Here is a 23,175-nt window from a genome sequence, read left to right as displayed (position 1 = left end):
ATCAAATGATAGTTTTAGGAGATAAAGAATACTACAAAGGTATCGGCCAAATTAAATTTGAAGGAAAGGAATCTGATAATCCGTTGGCATTTAAATATTACAATCCAGACCAAGTTGTAGCTGGAAAAACAATGCGTGAGCACTTTAAATTTGCGATCGCTTACTGGCATACTTTCTGCGGACAAGGAAGCGACCCATTCGGGCCAGGGACACAGCAATTTGCTTGGGATGCTTCATCAGATCCATATCAAGCTGCGAAAGACAAGGCAGATGCTGCTTTTGAATTCATCAGCAAAATGGGATTCGATTATTTCTGTTTCCACGATTACGATTTGATTGCGGAAGGAGCAACTTTCGCAGAATCAGAAAAACGTTTGGCTTTTATTACTGATTATTTAAAACAGAAAAAAGCAGAATCTGGAATTAAATTGCTTTGGGGAACTTCAAACTGTTTCTCAAATCCAAGATTCATGAACGGAGCTGCTACAAATCCTGATTTTAATGTAGTAGCAAGAGCGGGAGGTCAAGTAAAATTAGCGCTTGACGCAACAATCGCTTTAGGCGGAGAAAACTACGTATTTTGGGGTGGTAGAGAAGGTTATATGTCTTTATTAAATACAGATATGGGAAGAGAATTAGACCACATGGCGCAATTCTTAACAATGTCTAGAGACTACGCAAGAGCTCAAGGTTTTAAAGGAACTTTCTTCATCGAGCCAAAACCAATGGAGCCATCAAAACACCAATACGATTTTGACTCAGCTACAGCAATCGGATTCTTGAAAAATTATGGTTTAGATAAAGATTTCAAAATCAATATCGAGGTTAACCACGCTACATTGGCACAACACACTTTCCAACACGAATTGGAAGTTGCTGCAAAAGCAGGAATGTTAGGAAGCATCGATGCAAATAGAGGAGATTACCAAAACGGATGGGATACAGACCAATTTCCAAACAACATCCAAGAAACTACTGAAGCGATGTTGGTTTTCTTAAAAGCTGGCGGATTGCAAGGTGGTGGAGTTAATTTTGATGCTAAAATTAGAAGAAACTCTACAGACTTAGAAGATGTTTTCTTAGCGCACATTGGTGGAGCTGATACTTTTGCAAGAGCTTTACTGACTGCCGACAAAATTATTTCTTCTTCTCCTTACGAAAAATTAAGAAAAGAAAGATACAGCTCATTCGATTCTGGAAAAGGAAAAGACTTTGCAGATGGAAAATTAAATCTTAAAGATCTTTATACTATCGCTCATGAAAATGGAGAATTAAATCTTCAAAGCGGTAAGCAAGAATTGTTTGAAAATATCATCAATCAATATATTTAATTGATTTAGATTTTAAATATTCTACCTAACAGATTTCTAAAGTCTGTTAGGTTTCTCCAAAATATTTAGTGAGACAAAAAATCTAGAAAAAGTTTAAATTTTTAAACATGATAGTTGTAAGACGTTAAAATGTTTAAAAATGTTTTTTTAGATAAAAATTTCGAAAATGTGTATTAAGATTATGGCTTTTTTACAATGAGATTTAAGAAAAGTAGATTGAAGGTTTAGTTACTATTTTTTGAAAATTGAAATGAATAAAAGTCAGTTTGATAAAATAATAAGTGAGTTTTTTTTATTGAAGGTTTTTTGAAGAGCAGAATCAATCGAAATGCACATTTTTCACTCATTACAAGATGCTGAGAACTTTGTCAAAGTTTTAAACTTTGACAAAGTTTTTTTACGCAAAACCACTTTTAACTTAAACCAAAAAACTTATGAAATTTTTTATTGACACTGCTAATCTTCAAGATATTGAAGAAGCGCAGGCTTTAGGCGTTTTAGATGGTGTAACTACCAATCCGTCTTTAATGGCAAAAGAAGGCATTACAGGAAAATCAAACATCCTGAAACATTATCTTGACATTTGTAATATCGTAGATGGCGATGTTTCGGCTGAGGTTATTTCGACAGATTTTGAAGGAATGATAAGAGAAGGAGAAGAATTAGCCGCCTTACATCCTCAGATCGTAGTGAAATTGCCTATGATTGGCGATGGTGTAAAGGCTTGCAAATATTTTTCTTCAAAAGGAATCCGTACCAATGTAACTTTAGTATTTTCTGCTGGTCAGGCATTATTGGCAGCAAAAGCTGGAGCGACTTACGTTTCTCCATTTTTAGGGCGTTTAGATGACGTTTCAACAGACGGAATGCATTTAATTGCTGAAATCAGAGAAATCTACGATAATTATAATTATCAGACTCAAATCCTTTCGGCTTCTGTAAGGCATACCATGCATATTGTTAATTGCGCCAAAGTAGGATCAGATGTTATGACAGGTCCACTTTCTGCAATAAAAGGGCTGCTGAAACATCCTTTAACCGATATTGGTTTAAAGCAATTTGTAGAAGACGCAAAAAAAATGAATTTGTAATCTTTTTTATTTCCATTTTTATAGTTTTTAAACTCTCTTCCAGCTATTTGGAGGGGAGTTTTTTTATGAAATAAAAGCAACCGATTGTCTCTGTTTTTTATTTTGTAAGAAATATAAGCTTTTGGCTCTAGTGTGTTGACTTTCAGATTATAATATTTTTTAAGTCCCATTTTATAAGGGATAACAAAAGATCTAATTTGGGAGGAATTTTTATACAGTCACTACAACGTTTTAGTGTTTCTTTAAAAAAACTTATATTTTAACATTTTATATTTTTTTTAAGATTTTGAATCAAACGATTTATTATCTCTAACGTTTTCGTGATATTAAATACTGTTTTTGTTAATTATTTAATATTTTATAATTATTTGCATGTATAATTCTTTTTTTAAGTATATTTTTTTTCAAATTGATAAAAAAAATTAACGCAACCGATTGTGTGTTGTTGTTTTTTGCATATATTTGTTTTGACTATAAGTTGTTATTTGTTAGAAATGTTAAAATAAAAATGGATAGCAAAGTCAATCAAAACGAAAACTAACTAAACCAACTATTAACTCATTAAACCAATTATTTATGACTAACTTTTTAATTACTAAAAGCAGATCTAAATACTTTAAGAATCTGGGGTTCTTAATCCTGATGATGGTATTTTCTGCTACGGTAAATGCACAAATTACTGTTACAGGTACTGTAACTGATGGTGTCGGACCAATACCAGGTGTCAATATTATTGTAAAAGGAACCAAAACAAGTACGGTATCAAATTTTGACGGAACGTATACGCTTCAAGCTATTCCCAATAATAGTATTTTGGTCTTTAGCTTTATTGGATATAAACCTCATCATGTTGCAGTGAACAATAAAACTAAAATTGATGCTGTACTAGAAGAAGATTTAAATGATTTGAAAGAAGTTGTTGTTATCGGGTACGGAACCGCAAAAAGAGCAGATTTAACAGGAGCTATTTCTTCTGTTTCTAGTGCTGCCATAGCACAATCTGTTTCTTCAACTTTTGAGCAAGTATTGCAGGGGCGCGCAGCTGGGGTACAGGTACAGCAAAATAGTGGTACGCCTGGAGGAAGTTCTTCGGTACGTATTCGCGGTATCAGTTCTATTACTGGGTCAAACGAACCAATTTATGTTATTGATGGTGTGATTATAGATGGTAATTCAGGTTCTTTAAATACAAATCCGCTTTCAGGGATTAACCCTAACGATATTGCTTCTATCGATATTTTGAAAGATGCTTCTGCAACTGCAATTTACGGATCTAGAGCTGCCAATGGTGTAATTATGGTGACTACTAAAACAGGTAGAAAAGGAGATTTAACTTTAAATTTTGACAGCTATGTAGGTTGGCAGCAAATGCCTAAAGAATTGCAGGTATTAAATTTAAGAGAATATGGGACGTTAAAAAACACGAGAGCAGATTTAGGGATCGTTCAGAGAGATCCATACTTTATTCGTCCTGATTTATTAGGTGAAGGAACAAATTGGCAAGATGAATTATTTCAAACAGGTTTAATTCAAAGCTATAATTTATCTGCGTCAGGCGGATCTGATACAACTACATACGCATTAGGAATGTCTTATTTTGATCAGGATGGGACTATTATCGGATCTTCTTTCGATCGTATGACAATTCGAGCTGTAGTTGATTCTCAGGTAAAGAAATGGATGAAAGTTGGAGTTAATTTGAATGCCTATAAAAGCAACCAAGTTACTACAGTTAATGATGACTCGGTAATCTTAACTGCTTTAAAACAAACTCCAAACGTGGCAGCAAGAAATGCTGATGGAACTTTTGACGGACCAGATACAACAGAATTCGTTCAAACCAATCCATTAGGAATTGCAATGCTGAAAGACAATCACGGAAAAGACTACGGAATTAGAGGAAATGTTTACGCAGAAATTGGTTTTACAAAAGATTTAAAGTTTAAAACAACCTATTCTATTGATTATGGTTTTGGAAACCGTTATACTTTTAATCCATCTTACACTTTTGGAGCATTATCAAATGAAGTTAGAGAAGGATCAAGAACAAAAAGTAATGGAGAAAACTGGATTTGGAATAATTTATTGACTTATAATAAAGCGTTTGGGAAACATGCCGTAAACGCTATTTTAGGGCAAGAAATGCAAGAGCAAAATGGGGAAAGCCTTTACGGATATCGTTCTGGCTATTTAACAAACGGAGCTACAGATTTAAATGCAGGAGACCCAACAACAGCTAGAAACTCAAATGGAAGTTCGACAAAGTCGCTTAGTTCTTATTTTGCAAGAGCAAACTACACATTCGACGACAAATATATTTTAACTGGTACAATTAGAAGAGATGGATCTTCACAATTTGCCGAAGGCAACAAATGGGATTGGTTTCCATCTGCTGCTTTCGCATGGAAAGTTTCAAACGAATCATTTTTAAAAGAAAACCAAACTATTAGCAACCTGAAATTGCGTGCAGGATGGGGAGTTACAGGAAATTCAAGTGTGCCAAATAATGCTTTTACTTCTGTTTATGGTACTTCAGCAACCAATTGGGGAAGTGGGCAAATTGCGACCAATACGGCTAACCCAGATTTGAAATGGGAAAAATCGAAGCAAACCAATATTGGTGTAGACATTGGATTTTTGGATAATAGAATTGAAATTACAGCCGATGCTTATTACAAGAAAACAGAAGATTTATTACTTAGATTATCGCTTCCAGCTTATGTAGGTACAACAGGCCAGGGAGCTACATCACCACCTTTTGCTAATGTCGGTTCTCTAGAAAATAAAGGTTTGGAGTTTACAATAAACACGGTCAACATGCAGAGAAAAGATTTTATTTGGAAAACAAATTTCAATATGACGATGAACCGATCTAAAGTATTGAAATTGAATTCAGAATCTGGTGTTTACGATCAGACCTTACAGCAGGGTTCAGATGTAACGGTTGTAACTCGTACTGCTGTGGGACAGCAAATAGGACAATTTTACGGTTATAAAGTAATCGGACGTTTTGAAAAAGCAACAGATTTCTATTATAAAGATGCTAATGGAGTGGTAAAACCAACCGCATTGCCAGAAGGAATGGCAATTGGCGAAAATGGTGTTTGGATTGGAGATTATATGTTTGAAGACGTAAACAAAGATGGTGTAATTAACGAAAAAGATGCTGGTTATATTGGTAATCCTAATCCAGATTTTACTTTTGGTCTTAACAATAGTTTCTCTTTCTTAGGGTTTGATGTGAGTATTTTATTTACAGGATCTTATGGAAATGAGGCTTTAAACTATCAAAGAAGATGGTTAGAAAACCCTCGTGAGAATACCAACTTGCTAAAAACTGCTTTGGGATATGCACAATTAGAATTAATCGACCCGAATGGACCAAACGATTATCGTAACGTTCAGATTGTAGGCGGAGATCCTTACATGCCAAGAATTGGAGCTTCTTCGGCTTCTTCAGCATCAAATTATCGTTTGAGCAATAGATTTGTAGAAGACGCTTCTTATGTAAGACTTAAAAACATTTCAATATCATATAATCTTCCTAAAGATTTATACACTAAGTACGGTATTTCAAATGTAAAGGTTACTTCAAACATGCAGAATATTTTAACCTTTACGAAGTATAAAGGATACGATCCAGAAGTTGGTGCAATAAATCAAAATCAGCTTTTAAACGGTGTCGATAACGGACGTTATCCTTCACCAACAATCACTACACTTGGATTAACAGTTAATTTCTAAAAAGCGCACAATGAAAACAAAGAAAATATTTTACACGGCTTTAATTATTGCATTGCCATTTGTTTGGACGAGTTGCAGCGACATTTTAGACGTTGAACCAAATGATGTAATTACAAAAGAAAATTTTTATAAAACGGAATCTGATTTTCAGGCCGCAACAGGACCTTTATACAACAAAGTTTGGTTCGATTTTAATGATAAATTCTATTACGGATTAGGAGATGGACGTGCCGCAAACATGTACGCACCTTTCTCAGATTACGTTTATCCGTTTACAGATTTAACAGAAACGGGATTAACAGGACCTTTGGTTTCGGCTTGGGCATCTTTGTATAATGTGATTCAGCAATCTAATAATGTGATTATTGGAATTTCTGGAAGTTCAATGAACGCAACTGTTAAAAACAAATATATTGCCGAAGCTCGCTTTATGAGAGGAACCGCTTATTGGTATTTGGCTTCGTTATGGGGAGATGTTATCATTTCTACTGACCCGAGCGAATTGGTAAAAAATCCAATCGTGAACAAAAATCCAATGAAAGATGTTTACGAATTTTCGATGCGTGATTTAGAATTTGCAGCTAAATATCTTCCAGAAACAGCAGGGCAAGCTGGACGTTTAACAAAATACAGCGCTTACGGAATGTTATCTCGTGTTTACTTATCATTTTCGGGAGTGAGCGACAATCCAAACAGCGGAACGCGCAATCAGGAATATCTTGATTTAGCCAAAAAAGCGGCAGAAAAAGTAATGAGTTCTGGACCTTATAGTTTAATGGCAAATTATGAAGATTTATTCATGATTGACAATAACAATAATACAGAATCGATGTTTGCGCTTCAATGGGTTCCTAATGGAGATTATGGAGTAAACAATACGCAGCAGGCCTATTTTGCATTAGGTTCTGATATTACAGGAGACGATGCTGCTTGGGGATATTGGACCAGAGCTTCTTATAATGTTTTACAAGAATATGAATCAAAAGATCTTCGCCGTAGAGCAACTTTTATGGGAGACAACGACCATTATGCTGAAATCAATAAAGCAAACGGCGGTTATACTGTAGATCACAGTGCTGATTTCCTTACAATTAAAAAAGGTGTGGTAGGTTCTACAAAAGACAATTCTAAAATTACCCGTATGAATTCTGCTTTAAATACGTATATGTTACGTCTAGCAGAAGTGTACTTGAACTATGCAGAAGCAGCTTTAGGAAACAATGCATCAACTGCTGATGCAACAGCGATTTCGGTTGTAAACAGACTTCGTACACGTGCAGGATTAAACCCAAAAACAATTTTGACTTATGCTGATATTATTCACGAAAGAAGAGTCGAATTGTGTATGGAAGGACAATACTGGTACGACTTAGTTAGAAGAGCTTACTACAAACAACAAGAAGTAATCAACTATATAACAGGACAAAACAGAGGAACAATAACTCCAATTTTATACGACACAGCAACAAATACAGTTACGGTTGATGCTTCAAAAGCTACAAGTCCGAGAGCAATTGGTGTAATCGATGCAACAATTTTCACACTTCCTTATCCAGAATCTGAATTAGTTCAGAATCCGTTATTGAGAGAAAATCCAGTTCCGTATCAATTTACAGAAGAGAAAATAAAAGACTTATTCTAGTTTCAGAAATAAAAAACTAAAAGACATAAATATGAAATATATTTTAACTAAAAAGTATTGGGCGTCAATTGCACTGTTAAGCATGATGGTTTTTGGTATGCTGTTTACTTCTTGCGATAACAACGATTCAGAAGGAAGCACAATTACAATTACAAAAGTGTTTTTAGAAGATGTAAACTCATCTGTGCCAGACAGAGAAGTAACTTTTGCCCGTTTAGGACAGCTATTACGTATAGAAGGTTCTGGATTTTCAGGATTAAAGAAAGTTTACATAAACGGATATTCAACTTACTTTAATGTGGTTTTTGTCTCTAATAATTCGATGCTGGTAAGCGTTTCTGCAGATACTCCAATTTTAGAAGCAGATCCATCAGTAAGAAATACAATCCGTTTTGTCAATGATAATAACGAATTTACTTTTCCTTTTGAAATTAGAGCAGGGAGACCAGAAATTACGAGAATTTCAAATACAATGCCTAATGCAGGAGAAAAAATTACAGTTTACGGAAGTGGCTTAACAGAAGTAAGCAAAGTAGTTTTCCCAGGCAATGTTGAGGTTACAACTGGAATTGTTTCAGACGAAGATGGAGAATCATTTACAGTCGTGGTTCCAAATGGAGTTTCGGATAATGGAGGTTCAATATTCGTACAAGGATCAAATGGAGGAGTATATTCTCCAGCGTACTTTAACTGTAAAAGAGCTATTATTTTAGATTTTGACGGAAGAGGACAACATAGTTTCTGGGGAACACCACCAGCAACCGGTATGATTTTAGGAACTGATTTGGAATCAGCTTCAATTGGAGCAGGAAATCTTTCTCAAGGTAAATACGTACCGCATCGTCCATCTCGTCTTACTTCAATTGCAGCAGCTACAGGAAGAGCAACAGAAGTTTGGACAGGAGGAACAGGTGTTGATAACTGGAGAGCTCAATTTACTCCTTTTATTCCAGCAACCACACCGTTGGATAAAGTAGCATTTCAGTTTGATATCTATGTACCAGATGCATGGAAAGATTCAGGATATTTAAAAATATGTACAATTAATAATTTCAACGCAGGAGCATGGTCTGGAGGAGTGTATAATTATATTCCTTGGTTAGTTGATGGAAAATCCGTCGCTTTCCAGACTACAGGATGGGTAACGATTACTATTCCTTTAAACAAGTTTTATCAATGGTCTAAAGAAGCCTCAACATTTGAAACTGTTTTAGCTTATCGTGAAGCCGCAACGTATCAAAACTTTGGTATTTGGTTCGAAAATTTGGATGTAAAAATGAAAGATGTGCTAGGAAACACAAGTGAAGTAGAATTCCCTTCAAAAGCAACTTCTGTAAAAGTGTACACAGACAACTGGAGAATTGTACCATTAGACGCACCAGTTTATAATGATTTCCCTAACTAAAAAATGACCAAAATGAAATATATAAAGATATTACCTGTAATTGCTTCATCATTGTTGTTATTCGCTTCTTGCGATGACAACTTGATGGAGTGGGGAAAAGACCCAGAACATGGCGAAGTAACTGGAGCTGAGCTTCCGCTGGCTTTAGTAGAGAAAATAAGCCGTTACGAACCATTAAAAAACTATTCGGATTTTTCATTAGGAAACGGAATCGGAATCAGTTTATACATGAGCGATGCCACTTATAGAAAAATTGTAAACGAAAACTTTGATGAAGTTACACCAGGTTACGAAATGAAACACGGTGCCATGGTAAATGCTAAAGGAGCAATTGATTTTGCCAATGTGGATGCTTTTATCGCTGCAACAAAAAGCGCAGGATTAAAAGTTTTTGGACATACTTTAGTTTGGCATTCCAACCAAAATGCAAGTTATCTAAACGGTATTATTGCCCCAACAGTAATTCCAGGTTCAAGCGGCACAAATGTTTTGGATCTAACACCTATTAAAAGCGGAACTTTCACAGGATGGACTAGAAATAATCCAGGGAAAGGAATCACAACAGTTGCCAATTCTGGCCTAACTAGCACTTCTGCAGCAATCCAATTAGCATCAAGCGCAAGTTCTTCTGCAGCTTACAATTTGCAGCTTACTTCGCCAAATGTGCCAATTGTTTCAGGACATAATTATGAAATTTCATTTTATATCAAATCTGATGTTGCAGGTAAAGGGCGTATTTCATTCAATGCTTCATTAACCAATCAATATCCATACAAAGACTGGTTTGCAACAGGAGGAACATGGACAGAAGCATTTGCAACAACTTCTACTTGGCAGCAGGTAAAAATCAAATTGGCTCCAGGCGATTTTGCATCAGGAAGTACAAGTTTTCAGTTTAATTTAGATTTAGGATATCTTCCAAACGTAACGTATTTAATCGACGCCAATACTTTGGCAGTTGTTGATTTGGATGCCGCAACAGGACCAGTTAATCTGATTGCTAACGGAAATTTTAATTCAGGTATTACAGGCTGGAGTAAAGCCAACGGAGCAGCAGATGCTTTAAGTGCAGGAACAGGAGCTTCAAATGTTTATGAAGGAAGTGGATCAATGAAAGTAGTAAACGCTACATCTGATGCTTCGAACCAATGGAAAACTCAAATTCAGACCACTTTTACTTCTGCATTAGTGGCAGGAAAAAGCTATACTATTTCTTATATGATTCGTTCTGAAGCAAATGGTTCTGTAAGATGTTCAACAACACCATCAGGAGTAGCAAGTTATCAGGGAGACCAGACTACTACAACTACATGGAAACAAATCGAATGGAAAATTACAGCAAAAGGTGGAGAGACTGGTTTTGGTTTTGATTTAGGAGGAGCTGCTGGAACTTATTATATCGATAATGTTCTGGTAACTGATGGATCAACTACTGGCGGAGGACCTACAGCACCTGTAACAATTGAAAAGACAGATGCTGAGAAAACCAAAATTATTGGCGATGCCATGACAGATTGGATTTCTAAAATGATGACACACTACAAAACAAGCGTTTTCTCTTGGGATGTTGTAAATGAACCAATGAAAGAAGATGGAACATTAAGAAACGGAACTGAAGGTGATACAGCAACAGATTATTTCTCATGGGTAAAATATTTAGGAAAAGATTACGCTGTAAAAGCATTCAAATTGGCACGCCAATACGGAAATGCAACCGACAAACTTTTCATAAACGATTACAACCTAGAATCTAGATTAGATAAATGTGACGGATTAATCGAATATGTAAAATACATTGAAAGCCAAGGCGCTCAAGTTGACGGAATTGGAACACAGATGCATATTGGCTTGACAACCGATAAAGATAAAATTGTTCAAATGTTTCAAAAACTGGCAGCCACAGGAAAATTGATCAAAATTTCTGAGTTAGATATTAGATTAGGTACTGCTACGCCAACAGTTGCACAGCAGGCTTCTCAGGCAGAAATGTACCAATATGTTATTGATATGTACAAAAAATACATTCCTGTAGGGCAACAATACGGAATTACAATTTGGGGAGTATCTGATAATTCTAAAGAACATGAATACTGGCTTCCAAACGAATCTCCAAATCTTTGGGATGCAAACTACGTTCGTAAGCATGCTTACAAAGGCGCAGCAGACGGACTTGCAGGAAAAGACGTGAGTTTAGGTTTCTCAGGAGAATTACAAAAACCTTAAATATTTAATTAGTAATTATCCATAGTGCAAATCTGTAAAAATGGTTTGTACTATGGATTATTTATTTTCTTAATTTTTACAGCTCAAGATCTATACGAGCAAAAAACAAATCGAAATGGCTTTTACTCATAAAACAAATCGAATCAGTTTTTTTATAAAAAACAGTTTCCTTCTAATGGCTTTATTGACGATCCAGTCTGGTTTTTGTCAAAACATACCCCATCTTCAGAAAAAAGGAAACAAAACACAATTAATTGTAAACGAAAAATCATTTTTGATTCGTGGAGGAGAACTTGGAAACTCTTCTGCCACAAGTATGGAAAGCATGGAAACCATTTGGCCAAAATTGGTAGACATGAACCTCAACACCGTTCTCACGCCTGTTTATTGGGAATTGATAGAACCAGAAGAAGGTAAATTTGATTTTCAGTTGGTAGATGATTTAATTCTTCGTGCAAGAAAAGAAAACTTAAAACTTGTTTTTCTGTGGTTCGGATCTTGGAAAAACAGTATGTCAAGTCATGCGCCAGAATGGGTAAAACTCAATCAGAAAAAATATCCAAGAGTTAAAGACGATACCAACAAAAGTCATGAGATTTTAACGCCTTTTAGCGAAAACAATCTTCAAGCCGATTTGAATGCATTCAAAAAACTAATGGCTCACATTAAAGATTTCGATCAAAAAGAGCAAACCGTAATCATGATTCAGGTTGAGAATGAAATCGGAATGCTGCCAACTGCACGTGATTATCATCCGTTAGCAAATGAAGCTTTCAAAAAAGAAGTTCCAAAAGAATTGCTGCAATACCTTCAAAAAAATAAAGAAAAACTTGTTCCCGAATTTTCAGAAATCTGGAAGAAAAACGGATTCAAAACAAAAGGAAACTGGGAAGAAGTTTTTGGAAAAGGACTTCATACTGATGAAATTTTTATGGCTTGGTATTTCTCAAAATTCACCAACATAATTGCCAAAGCAGGAAAAGATATTTATCCACTTCCTATGTTTGTAAACGCGGCTCTAAATGCACCAGAAAAAAAACCGGGACAATATCCAAGCGCTGGACCTTTGCCACATATTATGGATGTATGGAAAGCGGCTGGAAATGCGATCGATTTTTTAGCACCAGATTTTTACAATCCGTCGTTCAAACAATGGAATGATTTATTTACCCGTCAAGGCGATCCGTTATTTATTCCAGAACACCGTTTTGATGAAACCGCGCCTTTTAAAGGTTTATATGCCATTGGGCATTATGAAGCGATTGGTTTTTCGCCATTTTCAATAGAATCTGTTGCCGATGCCAAAAAAGAACCTCTAGGAAAAATATACGATTTAGTGCAACAGTTAACTTCAACAATTGAAGCCAATAAAGGACAAGGAAAAATTGACGGTGTTTTGTTAGACAAGGTAAATAATACGCAAATCATTAAAATGGGCGATTACGAATTCACTTTCAAACACGATTATACGCTAAATTGGTCAGATGGAGCAAAAGCTGAAACATGGCCAATGTCAAGCGCCATTATTATAGAAATTGCCAAAGATGAATTTTACATTTCAGGTTCAGGAATTGTAGTTACTTTTAAACCATTAAAAGGAAATGTAAATGCAGGAATTTTAAAAACCGATCAAGGCAAGTTTGAAAATGAAAAATGGAAAACCATCAGACATTTTAACGGAGATCAAACCCATCAAGGGAGACATTTAAGAATTTCAGTTGGAGATTACGAAATTCAAAAAATAAAATTATATAGTTACGAATAGGTTTTTTATTCGCCACGAATTCACGAATTTTTTTTAAAATCTTTGTCTGTAGAGTAATTCAATTACACAAATTAATTTGTGTAATTGAGATAATTAAAACACAAAGATAAGAATTAGAAAAATTCGTGAATTCGTGGCTAAAAAAAAATAAAACAGATTATAATGGAAAAAATAATATTAGCATTTTTAATAACAGTTAGCATCAACGCGCAAATAAAACTTCCGCGATTGATAAGTGACGGAATGATATTGCAGCGCGATACAAAAGTTAATATTTGGGGCTGGGCATCGCCAAACGAAAAAATCGAACTCGAGTTTAATCGTAAAACATACAAAACCACAACGGCTCAAGACGGAAAATGGTCGATTCAGCTTCCATCTCAAAAAGCAGGTGGACCTTACGAAATGACTTTAAAAGCATCCAACACAATTGTCTTGAAAAATATCCTTTTTGGTGATGTTTGGCTGTGTTCTGGCCAATCGAATATGGAATTGCCGATGGATCGCTTAAAAGACAAATACAAAGATGTTATTGCAAAATCTGCAAATCCGCAAATCCGACAATTTTTGGTTCCTGATGAATATTATTTCGAAAAAGAAAGAAACGATTTTTCATCTGGTTCTTGGGTTGAAGCAAATCCTGTAAACGTTTTACAGTTTACTGGAGTTGGTTATTTCTTTGCTACAGAAATATACGAAAAGTATAAAATTCCAATTGGGTTAATCAACAGCGCTTTGGGCGGTTCTCCAGCAGAATCTTGGATTAGCGAAGAGAGCATTAAAAAATTTCCCGAGTATTATGAGGAATATTTAAAATTTAAAGACGGAAAACTCGAAAAACAAATCGACGCAAATGACCGAAAAGTAAGTTCAGAATGGTATAAAAAACTGAATGAAACCGATCTTGGACTGAAAGAGAAATGGAGGAATTCTGTTGAAACTTCAGATTGGAAAGTAATGAACATTCCAGGTTATTGGGCTGATGGAGAACTTGGAAAAACAAACGGTTCGGTTTGGTTTAAAAAAGATTTTGTTCTGGAAAAAGTAAAAGAAAATCAGGCAAAATTGATTCTAGGAAGAATTGTAGATGCCGATTCGGTTTTTGTAAACGGAAATTTTGTTGGAACAACTTCGTACCAATATCCACCAAGAATTTATTCTTTTAATGCAAATGTTTTAAAAGAAGGTAAAAACGAGATTACAGTTCGCGTTATCAACAATTCAGGGAGAGGAGGTTTTGTAACCGATAAACCTTATGAACTCATTATTGGCGATAATACAGTTGATTTAAAAGGCGTTTGGAAGTACAAATTAGGTTCAAAAATGGAACCGCTTCCTGGACAGACTTTCGTTCGCTGGAAACCGGTCGGACTTTACAATGCGATGATTGCACCTTTGAAAAATTACCCAATAAAAGGCGTTTTATGGTATCAAGGAGAAGCCAATACCAAAAAGCCTTTGGAATATGGAACTTTAATGGAATCTCTAATAACAAATTGGCGAGCGCAATGGAAACAGGAAAATTTACCTTTTTTATTAGTGCAGCTTCCAAATTTTATGGAGCCAAAACCAGAACCTTCAGAAAGCAGTTGGGCAGCTTTAAGACAACAGCAGTTAAATACGCTGAAAGTTCCGAACACGGGATTGGCTATAACCATAGATTTAGGCGAATGGAACGATATTCATCCATTAAATAAATATGATGTTGGCAGAAGATTAGCACTTCAGGCAAAGAAGTTGGTTTATGGGGATAAAAACGTAACAGCTTCGGGTCCGCTTTTTCAATCTATGAAACAAAATGGAAACAAATTGGTTTTAAGTTTTTCCAATATTGGATCTGGTTTCATGATTAAAAAAGAAAACGAATTAAAAGAATTTGCTATCGCGGGAACCGACGGAAAGTTTGTTTGGGCAAAAGCAATTATTGAAGGGGACAAAATCGTAGTTTGGAATGACTCGGTTGCAAATCCTGTAAAAGTTCGTTACGCTTGGGCAGATAATCCTTCTGAAGCTAATTTATACAATAAAGAAGACTTACCAGCTTCGCCATTTGAAGCAGAGTTGAAGTAGAATTTATTTAGGTAACGAGAACTTTGTCAAAGTTTTAAACTTTGACAAAGTTTGCTGTAGACATTTTTTTCTCAGGATAAATTTCGGAGGAATGAAATATTTATAGATTAATTAATCCGCTTTCGGCAAAAGCTCCAGAGGAGCGCCATAATTGTTTGTAATCAATATTTTACCCCGCTGGGGCTTTTTTGAAATGGGAATAATTGTTTCTATAAATATTTCGTCCCGCTGGGACTTGCGGTAAAATATTGATGTTTAAAAATTACTTCAAATTTTCTACAAGCATTTTCAAAAATGCCGTAACCGCTTTTTTCTCATATACTTCCTTCAAAGAAATAAGCATGGCAGTTCGTGTCATATTTTTGCCTTGAATCGGAATGGCGTACAAATCTTTCTCGTTTTCAATAGTGGTTTTGGTCAAAATAGTATGCCATTTTCCAGTTTTAATTAGTTCAAGCAAAGTGGGAATATCGTTTATTTCAATCGTAACTTTTGGGTTTAAATTACTTTTTTCAAAAGCTTTATTGATAAATTGTGTCGTACTGAAACCACTCGACGGAAGTGCAAGCGGCAAAGAACTCACCTCATCTAGAGAAATACTTTTTTTATGAGTTAAAGGCGTCTCTGATGCTGTAACCAAAGCCATTGGCGAAGTAAACAGTTCGAGATATTTAAAGTGCGCTTCGGCAGCAATTTCTTCAAAAGTCAGTATTACATCAAGTTCAAAATGATTTAGTTTCTGAATTAATTCCTGCGAAGTTCCAAACACAATTTCGAATTGAATTTTAGGATATTCCGAACTAAACAAAATCAGTGCTTTTGTCACCACGTGGCGCAATGCATACGTTACGCCAATTGCCACTTTTCCTGTTTCCAGATTATTTAAGTCTTTTAGTAATTCCAATCCGTCAGAAGCTTTGTTGACAGATTGTTGGGCGTAAACGGCAAACAAATCTCCAGCTTCGGTAAGCGTAATTCTTTTTCCGATTCGGTTAAAAAGCGGAACCTGCAATTCGTCTTCAAGCTGTTTAATTTGCTGTGATAACGTGCTTTGACTAATATAAAGTGCCGAAGCCGCTTCGGTAAAATTCAGTAATTCTTTTGCTTTCAAGAAATATTTTAGCTGTCGGAGTTCCATTTCTAAATCGGTTTTATCGATTGATTTTATCGAAAAATAAGGCTTTACAAATATAGAAATTCTTAAGAACTTTGTCGTGTTGCAAAATTAAACCAGAAACAAAATGGAAATTATAGCATTACAAGAAGGAAATTATGTTGCCAATTCTAAAAAAGAATTTAAACTTTTGTCAGACGGATCAAACGATTCAGGTTTAAAAATGGCCATTCAGCCTTTTGTGGTTATCACTGATAATGATGTTATTTTATTAGATTTCGGATTGGGATTTGTAAATAATGGAGTTCCGTTTATTTATGAAATTTTACGAAAAAACAATATCGAACCTCAACAGATAACAAAAATTTTGGTTTCGCATTTACATAAAGATCATATTGAAGGAATTGGTTATTTTGAAAACGGAAATTTGGTTCAGAATTTTCCAAATGCGACAATTTATATTCAAAAACGCGAAATAGATTTTGCTTTAGAACAAATCAATAATCCGTCTTACGTTCCTGAAATATTGAATGAGTTGGAAAATCTTCCAAACGTGGAATTGTTAAATGCTGACAGCGGACAAATTACTAACGAAATTTTCTATGAAGTCTCTGCTGGACATACCCAATTTCATCAAGTTTTTTGGATTAAAGCCGATGATGAGATTGTTTTTTATGGAGCCGACGATTTACCACAAAAAATATATTGGTCCATGCATGTTGCCTATAAAACTGATTTTGACGGAAAACGCGCTAGGGAATCTCGCAAAAAATGGGAACAGCAGGCAAAAGATGAAAACTGGAAAGTGCTTTTTTATCACGATATGAAAGAGCCAATTCTAGAATTTATCGAAGAAAAAATGAAATACGTATCCTAAAGCTTTACAATCAATTTCAGCTTTAAAACAATAAAAGGAAAATTCAGATTAAATTATTTAGTCTGAATTTTTTTTTGGCAGAAAATAGAAGAAATAAAACGCTCTTTATTTTTTCTTCCAAAGAAGAACGCAGAATAGAAAATGCTTTGGTAATCTGTGCTTCGACAGTTTTTATTGAAACGTCAAGGTGTTCTGCAATTTCGATATTTGTTAAACCTTCTTTTTTACTCAGAATAAAAACCTCTTTACATTTTGGAGGCAGGTTTTGAATTTCTTTATTCACAGCATTCAAAACTCTTTGAAAAGCTTCTGAATCTTCTTCCTGAACAATTCCGTTCAAAGCATCGTAGTATGATTTTTCAAGAGAAAACAAAGACTGATTTTTTCGATATAAATCGATAAATTCATTATAAGTCAATTTATAAAGAAAGCTTTTTAGAGAATGATCTGCTTTTAATCTCGTTCGCTGTTCCCAGACTTTAATAAAAACATTTTGAACAATATCTTCGGCGCTGTAAACATTCTTAACCAGACTGTTGGCATATACGCAAAGTTTATGATGATAAGTATCAATAATGTAGGTATAAGCGCTTTCATCTCCATTTTTTAGAGATTCAATTAAAATAGTATTGTCGCTGTAATCCTCAATCTTCATAAAAACAAATATATAAATTAATAGTTTTTTAGGTTAAAAAGTAAACCGAATTTGCTCAAAACGACTTCTTTTTTACTTTTCTATTTGAAATTTATTACAAATAAAAAAGGAATAAAAATGCAAATATAAATCTTTTACTTTATAATTTCTACCTAATTAGTAGAGTTTTGTTGAAAGAAAACACTTGCATGAAATAAAAAAATCATCAAAATGAAAAAAACTTTATCAAATTGTTAGGGTTTTGTTTTTTAGCTTCGTAATAATATTAAAAACGACTAAAATGACAGTAAAAAAGTCAGAGCGACTAATTGTTAAATTTATCACAAATCAAGCCTCTCAAGAAGAGATTGAGCAGCTTACAGAATGGTTAAAAGAAGAAGAGAATCAAATTGTATTCAAGGATTTTATAAAAACCAATTATGCAATTGATACTGCTTTGAACACTTTTGATTCTTCTGAAGTTAGGAAACAGCTTTCTGATAGAATGGCTAAAGAGAAAAATGTGTTTTATAAAAGAAGGTTTTCGTCTTATTATAAATATGCTGCGATTTTGGTTGTGGCTTTAGGTGGATTTTATTTTTATAAAAATTCTGTTTCTGAACAAGTTAAACAAAATGTTATTGTTCCGCGAGTAGATGAAATTGTTTTACAATTTGGCAACGGATCTTCAGAAACTATTGATACTTCTGAAGAAAAAAATCTAACTGATAAAGAGGGAAATATTATTGGAAAACAGGAAAAAAACCGACTGGTTTATAATAAAGCTTTTGCTTCTGGAGAATTGGTTTACAATACATTGAAAATTCCGTACGGGAAAAAATTTGATGTGCAGTTATCAGATGGGACTGTGGTGCATTTAAATTCTGGAACTTCATTACGATATCCAGTGCAGTTTGTTAAAAACAAAAGCAGAGAAGTGTACTTAATAGGAGAGGCTTATTTTGAAGTAAGTAAAGACAAAGCGCATCCGTTTACGGTAAAGGCGCAGGAAGTAAATGTTGAGGTTTTGGGAACCAAGTTCAATGTTGATTCTTATAGCAACAATAGTAGTACAGATGTGGTTTTGGTTGAGGGAAAAGTTTCGCTTTATAAAAATCAGAAAACAAACCAAAATCAGGTTTATTTAATGCCAGGTTATAAAGGCTCGAATCAGAAAGGTGCAGACGATATAAAAATAGAACAAGTTAATACAGATTATTATACTGATTGGTTAAAAGGAAGCTTGGTTTTTAAAAATGCCTCTTTTGATGATATTATCAAAAAGCTGGAACGCAAGTATAATGTGACTTTCATTAATAAAAATAAAACGCTTGGAAAAGAAATTTTTAATGCTCGTTTTGATAATGAACCGATTGAGGTGGTTTTAAAATATTTCAGTGACAGCTATAAGATTGATTATGATATTGACCGAGACAGAATTACGATTAAATAGAAAATAGAAGAAAGAGAAAAGAAGAAAGACAATAATAAAAAAAAGATATAAGAAGCAAGATTGAGAAATCTAAAATCAAGAATCAGAAATTTAAAATCTAAAATAAACAAGCCTATGTAACAAAATCCAAAAATGAAAAGGATCGTTATAAAAAAACCGGAAAATGCGCCAACATTTCCCGGCAGAGTATATGCGGTCAGTTAATTAACCAACCAACATTAAAAAACATTTTAAAAGTATGAAAAAACTCTTGAACAGAATCAGGTTTGATAAGCCTTTTTTGAAATTTGATTTGAAAATGAAATTGACCACATTATTTCTGCTAACTGCCTTAACAGTAATGCACGCCGGAACCACTTATTCTCAAAAAAACAAGATTTCTTTCAATGCCAGCAACATGACCGTTGCCAAAGTGATTGAAAGACTTGAATATACTACAGATTACAGATTTGTGTACAATGTGAGATCTGTAGATTTAAACAGAGTAATCGACGTAAATGCATACGAAACTTCGATCGAAGTTATTTTAAACAAAATTTTTAATAATACCAGTACCGATTTTAAAGTATCAGGAAATCATATTATTCTGACGCCTAAAAAAATGGCTGCCGAAAAACCGATTGAAATAAAAAAGGAAGTGGCTGATTTTATCGTAAAAGGTAGGGTTACAGATGAAAAAGGAATGCCTTTAGTTGGTGCAGCAGTTGCTGATAATGGTTCTGGAAGAGGTGTAAACACTGATTTTAATGGAGAATATCAGATTATTGCAGTAAGTAGCGAAACGACTTTGGCTTATTCGTATTTAGGATATGTAAGACAGGAAATAAAAGTTGAAGGAAGAAGTGTTATCAATGTTACTTTAAAAGAAGATGTGCAGCAATTAGAAGGTTTGGTTTTAACGACTGGTTACCAAAATATTACTGCTGAGAAAATAACGGGCTCTTTCTCCAATCTGAAAGCAAAAGAGTTTCAAGAACAGCGTTTAAGCAGTATGGATAAAATTTTGGAAGGACGTATTGTTGGATATCAGGATGGCAAAATTCGTGGTACTACAACTATGAGAGGTGTAGTTTATCCTCTATACGTTATTGACGGATTTCCTGTAGAAAGTACAAAACTAACGCCTTATGCCACTATAGAAGAAAATGTGCCGAATCTGAATCTAGAGGATATCGAAACGATTACAGTTTTAAAAGATGCGGCAGCGGCTTCTATTTATGGTTCTCGTGCAGCAAATGGAGTGGTCGTTATTACAACAAAAAAAGCAAAAGCGGGAAAAACAAATATCTCGTTCTCAAGCAATTTAACCGTTACGCCTTATAGAAATTATACTGGAAATCTTACTGATTCAGCTGATATTATTGGTTTAGAAAAAGGTTGGGCGGCAGGAAACCCAAATTTGCAAGGAGCAAATGCTGGAACTTATGCGCAATCATTATTGAATAATGCTGCATTTACAAGTTTAGGAATGAATACTTTGTTAAATGGTTATGCGGGCAAAATTTCTATGGCAGAAATGAATAATCGTTTAAATACACTTGGTGCACAGGGATATAAATATTATGATGATATTGCAAAATATGCTAAACGTGATCAGTATTTTATGCAGCACAACCTTAGTTTAGGTAAAGCAAGCGAAAACAATACTTTTAATGCATCGATTACTTACAAAGACAATCAGCTTGAAGATATGTACTCTGAGAATCAGTCTGTGGGAATTAATCTGAAGAATTCTACTCAAATTAACAGCTGGCTTTCATTAGATTTAGGTACTTATTTAAATTACGGAACAGGAGATACACAAAGTTATTTTGCATCAGCTCCCGGATTTAAATTTCAGGCATACAATCAATTGGTCAATAATGACGGAAGTAATTTTGTTTCTACAGCGGCGTCTCGCTACAATAATTTTACGCTTCAGTCTATGCAGAATTACGGACTGTATAATATGGATATTACGCCGATGGATGAATTTGGAAGAAATCTTGTTGAAAATAAAAACTTTCTAAACAGAACGTACGCAAAGTTTAACGTTAAATTCAGCAAAGCATTTACATACAATGCGATGTTTCAATATGAATATGGTTCAGATCGTGCAGAACAGCTTTCTGGCAAAGATTCTTATTACGTAAGAAAGAGAGTAAACGAATTGGTTACTATTGTAAACAATAAAGCGGTTTACAATCTTCCTTATGGCGATATTATAAAAGAAACCAATCAGTTTACAAACGCTTACAATTTCCGTCAGCAGTTAAACTTCAATCAGACTTTTAATGAAAAACATGATTTTTCTGCCATTGCAGGTATGGAAATTCGTCATACAAAATTAGAATTCAGCAATAACACACGCTATGGTTATGATTCTCAAACTTTAGGTTTTGCGCCAATAAATCAGGCAGATTTACTTAAAGTTTACGGAGGAGTTTTTGGAGGTTACATGATTCAAGACGATTTTTCACTAGAAAAAGAAATGCTAAACCGTTTTGTCTCTGTTTACTCAACAGGCGGATATACCTATGATGGAAGATACACCGTTTCTGGAAGTATACGTATGGACCGTTCTAATCTTTGGGGAACAGACAGTAAATATCAAAATAAACCAACTTGGTCTGCTGGAGCAGGATGGAATATTGACAAAGAATCTTTCTTCAAAGTTTCGTGGGTAGATGCGCTTAAAGTACGTGCTTCTTATGGTATTTTAGGAAATGTTGCTAAAGATACAGCGCCTTATTTAACAGCATATTACAACTCTAATTCAAATGTTGGAGGAACTCAAGGAACTGTTAGATCAAGACCAAATCCTGAATTATCTTGGGAAAAAACAACAACAACCAACATTGGTTTGGATTTTTCATTGTTCAAAAGCAGATTAAGCGGAAGCTTAGATCTTTACAACAAAAAAGGAGAAGATTTATTGGCAAGCAGTCAGGGAATTCCAACAGAAGGCTGGGGGTATTCTACTTATACCATCAACAATGGAGGAATGACAAATAAAGGAATCGAGGTAACTTTGAGAGGAACAATCGTAAAAACACCTTCATTCTCATGGGATGCTGCTATTTTGTATGCTAATAATAAAAATAAAGTAGATTTTATAAATGTAAAAGCACCAGTTTATTATTTACAGTTAGATCAAGCACAATCTTTTCCGAGAGTTGGAACAAGTTTTAACTCTATTTACGGTTACAAATGGGCAGGACTAAGCAGTACAGGACTGCCGCAGGTTTATGACGCAAACGGAACAGCTGTAAAATACAATCCGGGGCAACTTGATGCTATTAAAGATTATGGTTCAACAGTACCAACTCACAGCGGATCATTCCATACTTCAGCTAATTACAAAAATTTCTCGCTCTCAGCACTTTTCGTTTACGAGTTAGGACATAAAATTAGAAATAGCTACTTGCCAATGCTAAGCAATAATTATAATAGCGCAATGGGTGGTTATGTAACAGATATTACGGTTGTAAACAATCATATTAGAGATCGTTGGCAGCAGCCAGGAGACGAAGCATTTACAAATGTTCCAAGAGTTGTTTATGAGTATGAACCCGATTTTAGTTCAGATTCACAGACTATTTATTCATACGCAGACATTAATATTCTAGACGCTTCAAATATTAGATTGAGCAACGTTTCATTGGCTTATCAAATGCCAAAAGAATTGATGAAGAGAGTAAAATTAGACGGAGTACGTTTTAATCTAAATGCCGAAAATGTCTTTACTGCGGCTAAAAGCAGAGATGCCAAATTCCTACTGAATGGTTTCCAATCTCCAAGTTTTGTTTTTGGTGTGAATGTTAATTTTTAATTTTTTAAAGACTAG

The 23,175-nt window shown here is 34.6% G+C and carries 13 protein-coding genes; 11 read left to right on the top strand and 2 right to left on the bottom strand.

Translation table 11 applies throughout. From position 1 onward, the window contains the following. Positions 1-5 precede the first annotated feature (5 nt). The 8 genes from xylA to AC5ZCW_RS14325 all read left to right on the top strand — a co-directional run bounded on the left by xylA (position 6) and on the right by AC5ZCW_RS14325 (position 15,271). Positions 6-1,331 (top strand): xylose isomerase, encoded by a 1,326-nt coding sequence (gene xylA / locus AC5ZCW_RS14360; protein ID WP_496120612.1) that lies wholly within the window; start codon positions 6-8, stop codon positions 1,329-1,331. 434 nt (positions 1,332-1,765) lie between these two features. Beyond that, a complete protein-coding gene (gene fsa / locus AC5ZCW_RS14355; RefSeq protein ID WP_343542611.1) occupies positions 1,766-2,422 on the top strand; it encodes a fructose-6-phosphate aldolase in 657 nt (218 codons plus the stop codon). Positions 2,423-2,998: 576 nt separating this feature from the next. After that, positions 2,999-6,166 (top strand): SusC/RagA family TonB-linked outer membrane protein, encoded by a 3,168-nt coding sequence (locus AC5ZCW_RS14350; RefSeq protein ID WP_343542610.1) that lies wholly within the window; start codon positions 2,999-3,001, stop codon positions 6,164-6,166. 10 nt (positions 6,167-6,176) lie between these two features. Further along, positions 6,177-7,808, top strand: coding sequence for a RagB/SusD family nutrient uptake outer membrane protein (locus tag AC5ZCW_RS14345; RefSeq protein WP_343542608.1), 1,632 nt, complete (start codon positions 6,177-6,179; stop codon positions 7,806-7,808). 31 nt (positions 7,809-7,839) lie between these two features. Continuing rightward, complete coding sequence (locus AC5ZCW_RS14340) at positions 7,840-9,213, top strand: glycan-binding surface protein (RefSeq protein WP_496120611.1); 1,374 nt, start codon at positions 7,840-7,842, stop codon at positions 9,211-9,213. A 12-nt stretch (positions 9,214-9,225) separates the two neighbouring features. Continuing rightward, on the top strand, positions 9,226-11,436 hold the full coding sequence (locus tag AC5ZCW_RS14335; protein ID WP_343542604.1) for an endo-1,4-beta-xylanase: 2,211 nt from the start codon (positions 9,226-9,228) through the stop codon (positions 11,434-11,436). A gap of 115 nt (positions 11,437-11,551) precedes the next feature. Next, the gene (locus tag AC5ZCW_RS14330) at positions 11,552-13,201 is read left to right on the top strand and encodes a GH35 family beta-galactosidase (protein ID WP_496120610.1); all 1,650 of its coding nucleotides are present in this window, start codon (positions 11,552-11,554) and stop codon (positions 13,199-13,201) included. A 162-nt stretch (positions 13,202-13,363) separates the two neighbouring features. Then, complete coding sequence (locus AC5ZCW_RS14325) at positions 13,364-15,271, top strand: sialate O-acetylesterase (protein ID WP_496120609.1); 1,908 nt, start codon at positions 13,364-13,366, stop codon at positions 15,269-15,271. 262 nt (positions 15,272-15,533) lie between these two features. On the opposite strand, the gene AC5ZCW_RS14320 is transcribed toward AC5ZCW_RS14325, so the two are convergent. Further along, complete coding sequence (locus AC5ZCW_RS14320; RefSeq protein ID WP_496120608.1) at positions 15,534-16,409, bottom strand: LysR substrate-binding domain-containing protein; 876 nt, start codon at positions 16,407-16,409, stop codon at positions 15,534-15,536. A gap of 103 nt (positions 16,410-16,512) precedes the next feature. Here AC5ZCW_RS14320 and AC5ZCW_RS14315 point away from each other — a divergent pair, with 103 nt between their 5' ends. Beyond that, positions 16,513-17,262, top strand: coding sequence for an MBL fold metallo-hydrolase (locus AC5ZCW_RS14315; RefSeq protein ID WP_496120607.1), 750 nt, complete (start codon positions 16,513-16,515; stop codon positions 17,260-17,262). 43 nt (positions 17,263-17,305) lie between these two features. Here the strand turns inward: AC5ZCW_RS14315 and AC5ZCW_RS14310 are convergent, their stop codons facing one another. Further along, entirely contained in the window at positions 17,306-17,917 is a 612-nt protein-coding gene (locus AC5ZCW_RS14310) for an RNA polymerase sigma factor (RefSeq protein ID WP_343542596.1), read from the bottom strand. A 280-nt stretch (positions 17,918-18,197) separates the two neighbouring features. Here AC5ZCW_RS14310 and AC5ZCW_RS14305 point away from each other — a divergent pair, with 280 nt between their 5' ends. Together AC5ZCW_RS14305 and AC5ZCW_RS14300 are read left to right on the top strand one after the other, a co-directional pair. Further along, positions 18,198-19,349, top strand: coding sequence for a FecR family protein (locus AC5ZCW_RS14305; protein WP_496120606.1), 1,152 nt, complete (start codon positions 18,198-18,200; stop codon positions 19,347-19,349). Between the two features lie 238 nt (positions 19,350-19,587). After that, entirely contained in the window at positions 19,588-23,160 is a 3,573-nt protein-coding gene (locus tag AC5ZCW_RS14300; RefSeq protein ID WP_496120605.1) for a SusC/RagA family TonB-linked outer membrane protein, read from the top strand. Positions 23,161-23,175 lie beyond the last annotated feature (15 nt).

It is taken from the genome of Flavobacterium sp. PLA-DH12 (assembly GCF_059511845.1).
Note: the sequence above shows the minus strand (reverse complement) of the source record. Positions and strands in the feature narration are given on the sequence as shown.

Bases quoted from the DNA above. Each gene is read 5' to 3' on its own strand.
- xylA (WP_496120612.1), top strand. From the start codon at position 6: ATGATAGTTTTAGGAGATAAAGAATACTACAAAGGTATCGGCCAAATT.
- fsa (WP_343542611.1), top strand. From the start codon at position 1,766: ATGAAATTTTTTATTGACACTGCTAATCTTCAAGATATTGAAGAAGCG.
- AC5ZCW_RS14350 (WP_343542610.1), top strand. From the start codon at position 2,999: ATGACTAACTTTTTAATTACTAAAAGCAGATCTAAATACTTTAAGAAT.
- AC5ZCW_RS14345 (WP_343542608.1), top strand. From the start codon at position 6,177: ATGAAAACAAAGAAAATATTTTACACGGCTTTAATTATTGCATTGCCA.
- AC5ZCW_RS14340 (WP_496120611.1), top strand. From the start codon at position 7,840: ATGAAATATATTTTAACTAAAAAGTATTGGGCGTCAATTGCACTGTTA.
- AC5ZCW_RS14335 (WP_343542604.1), top strand. From the start codon at position 9,226: ATGAAATATATAAAGATATTACCTGTAATTGCTTCATCATTGTTGTTA.
- AC5ZCW_RS14330 (WP_496120610.1), top strand. From the start codon at position 11,552: ATGGCTTTTACTCATAAAACAAATCGAATCAGTTTTTTTATAAAAAAC.
- AC5ZCW_RS14325 (WP_496120609.1), top strand. From the start codon at position 13,364: ATGGAAAAAATAATATTAGCATTTTTAATAACAGTTAGCATCAACGCG.
- AC5ZCW_RS14320 (WP_496120608.1), bottom strand. From the start codon at position 16,409: ATGGAACTCCGACAGCTAAAATATTTCTTGAAAGCAAAAGAATTACTG.
- AC5ZCW_RS14315 (WP_496120607.1), top strand. From the start codon at position 16,513: ATGGAAATTATAGCATTACAAGAAGGAAATTATGTTGCCAATTCTAAA.
- AC5ZCW_RS14310 (WP_343542596.1), bottom strand. From the start codon at position 17,917: ATGAAGATTGAGGATTACAGCGACAATACTATTTTAATTGAATCTCTA.
- AC5ZCW_RS14305 (WP_496120606.1), top strand. From the start codon at position 18,198: ATGACAGTAAAAAAGTCAGAGCGACTAATTGTTAAATTTATCACAAAT.
- AC5ZCW_RS14300 (WP_496120605.1), top strand. From the start codon at position 19,588: ATGAAAAAACTCTTGAACAGAATCAGGTTTGATAAGCCTTTTTTGAAA.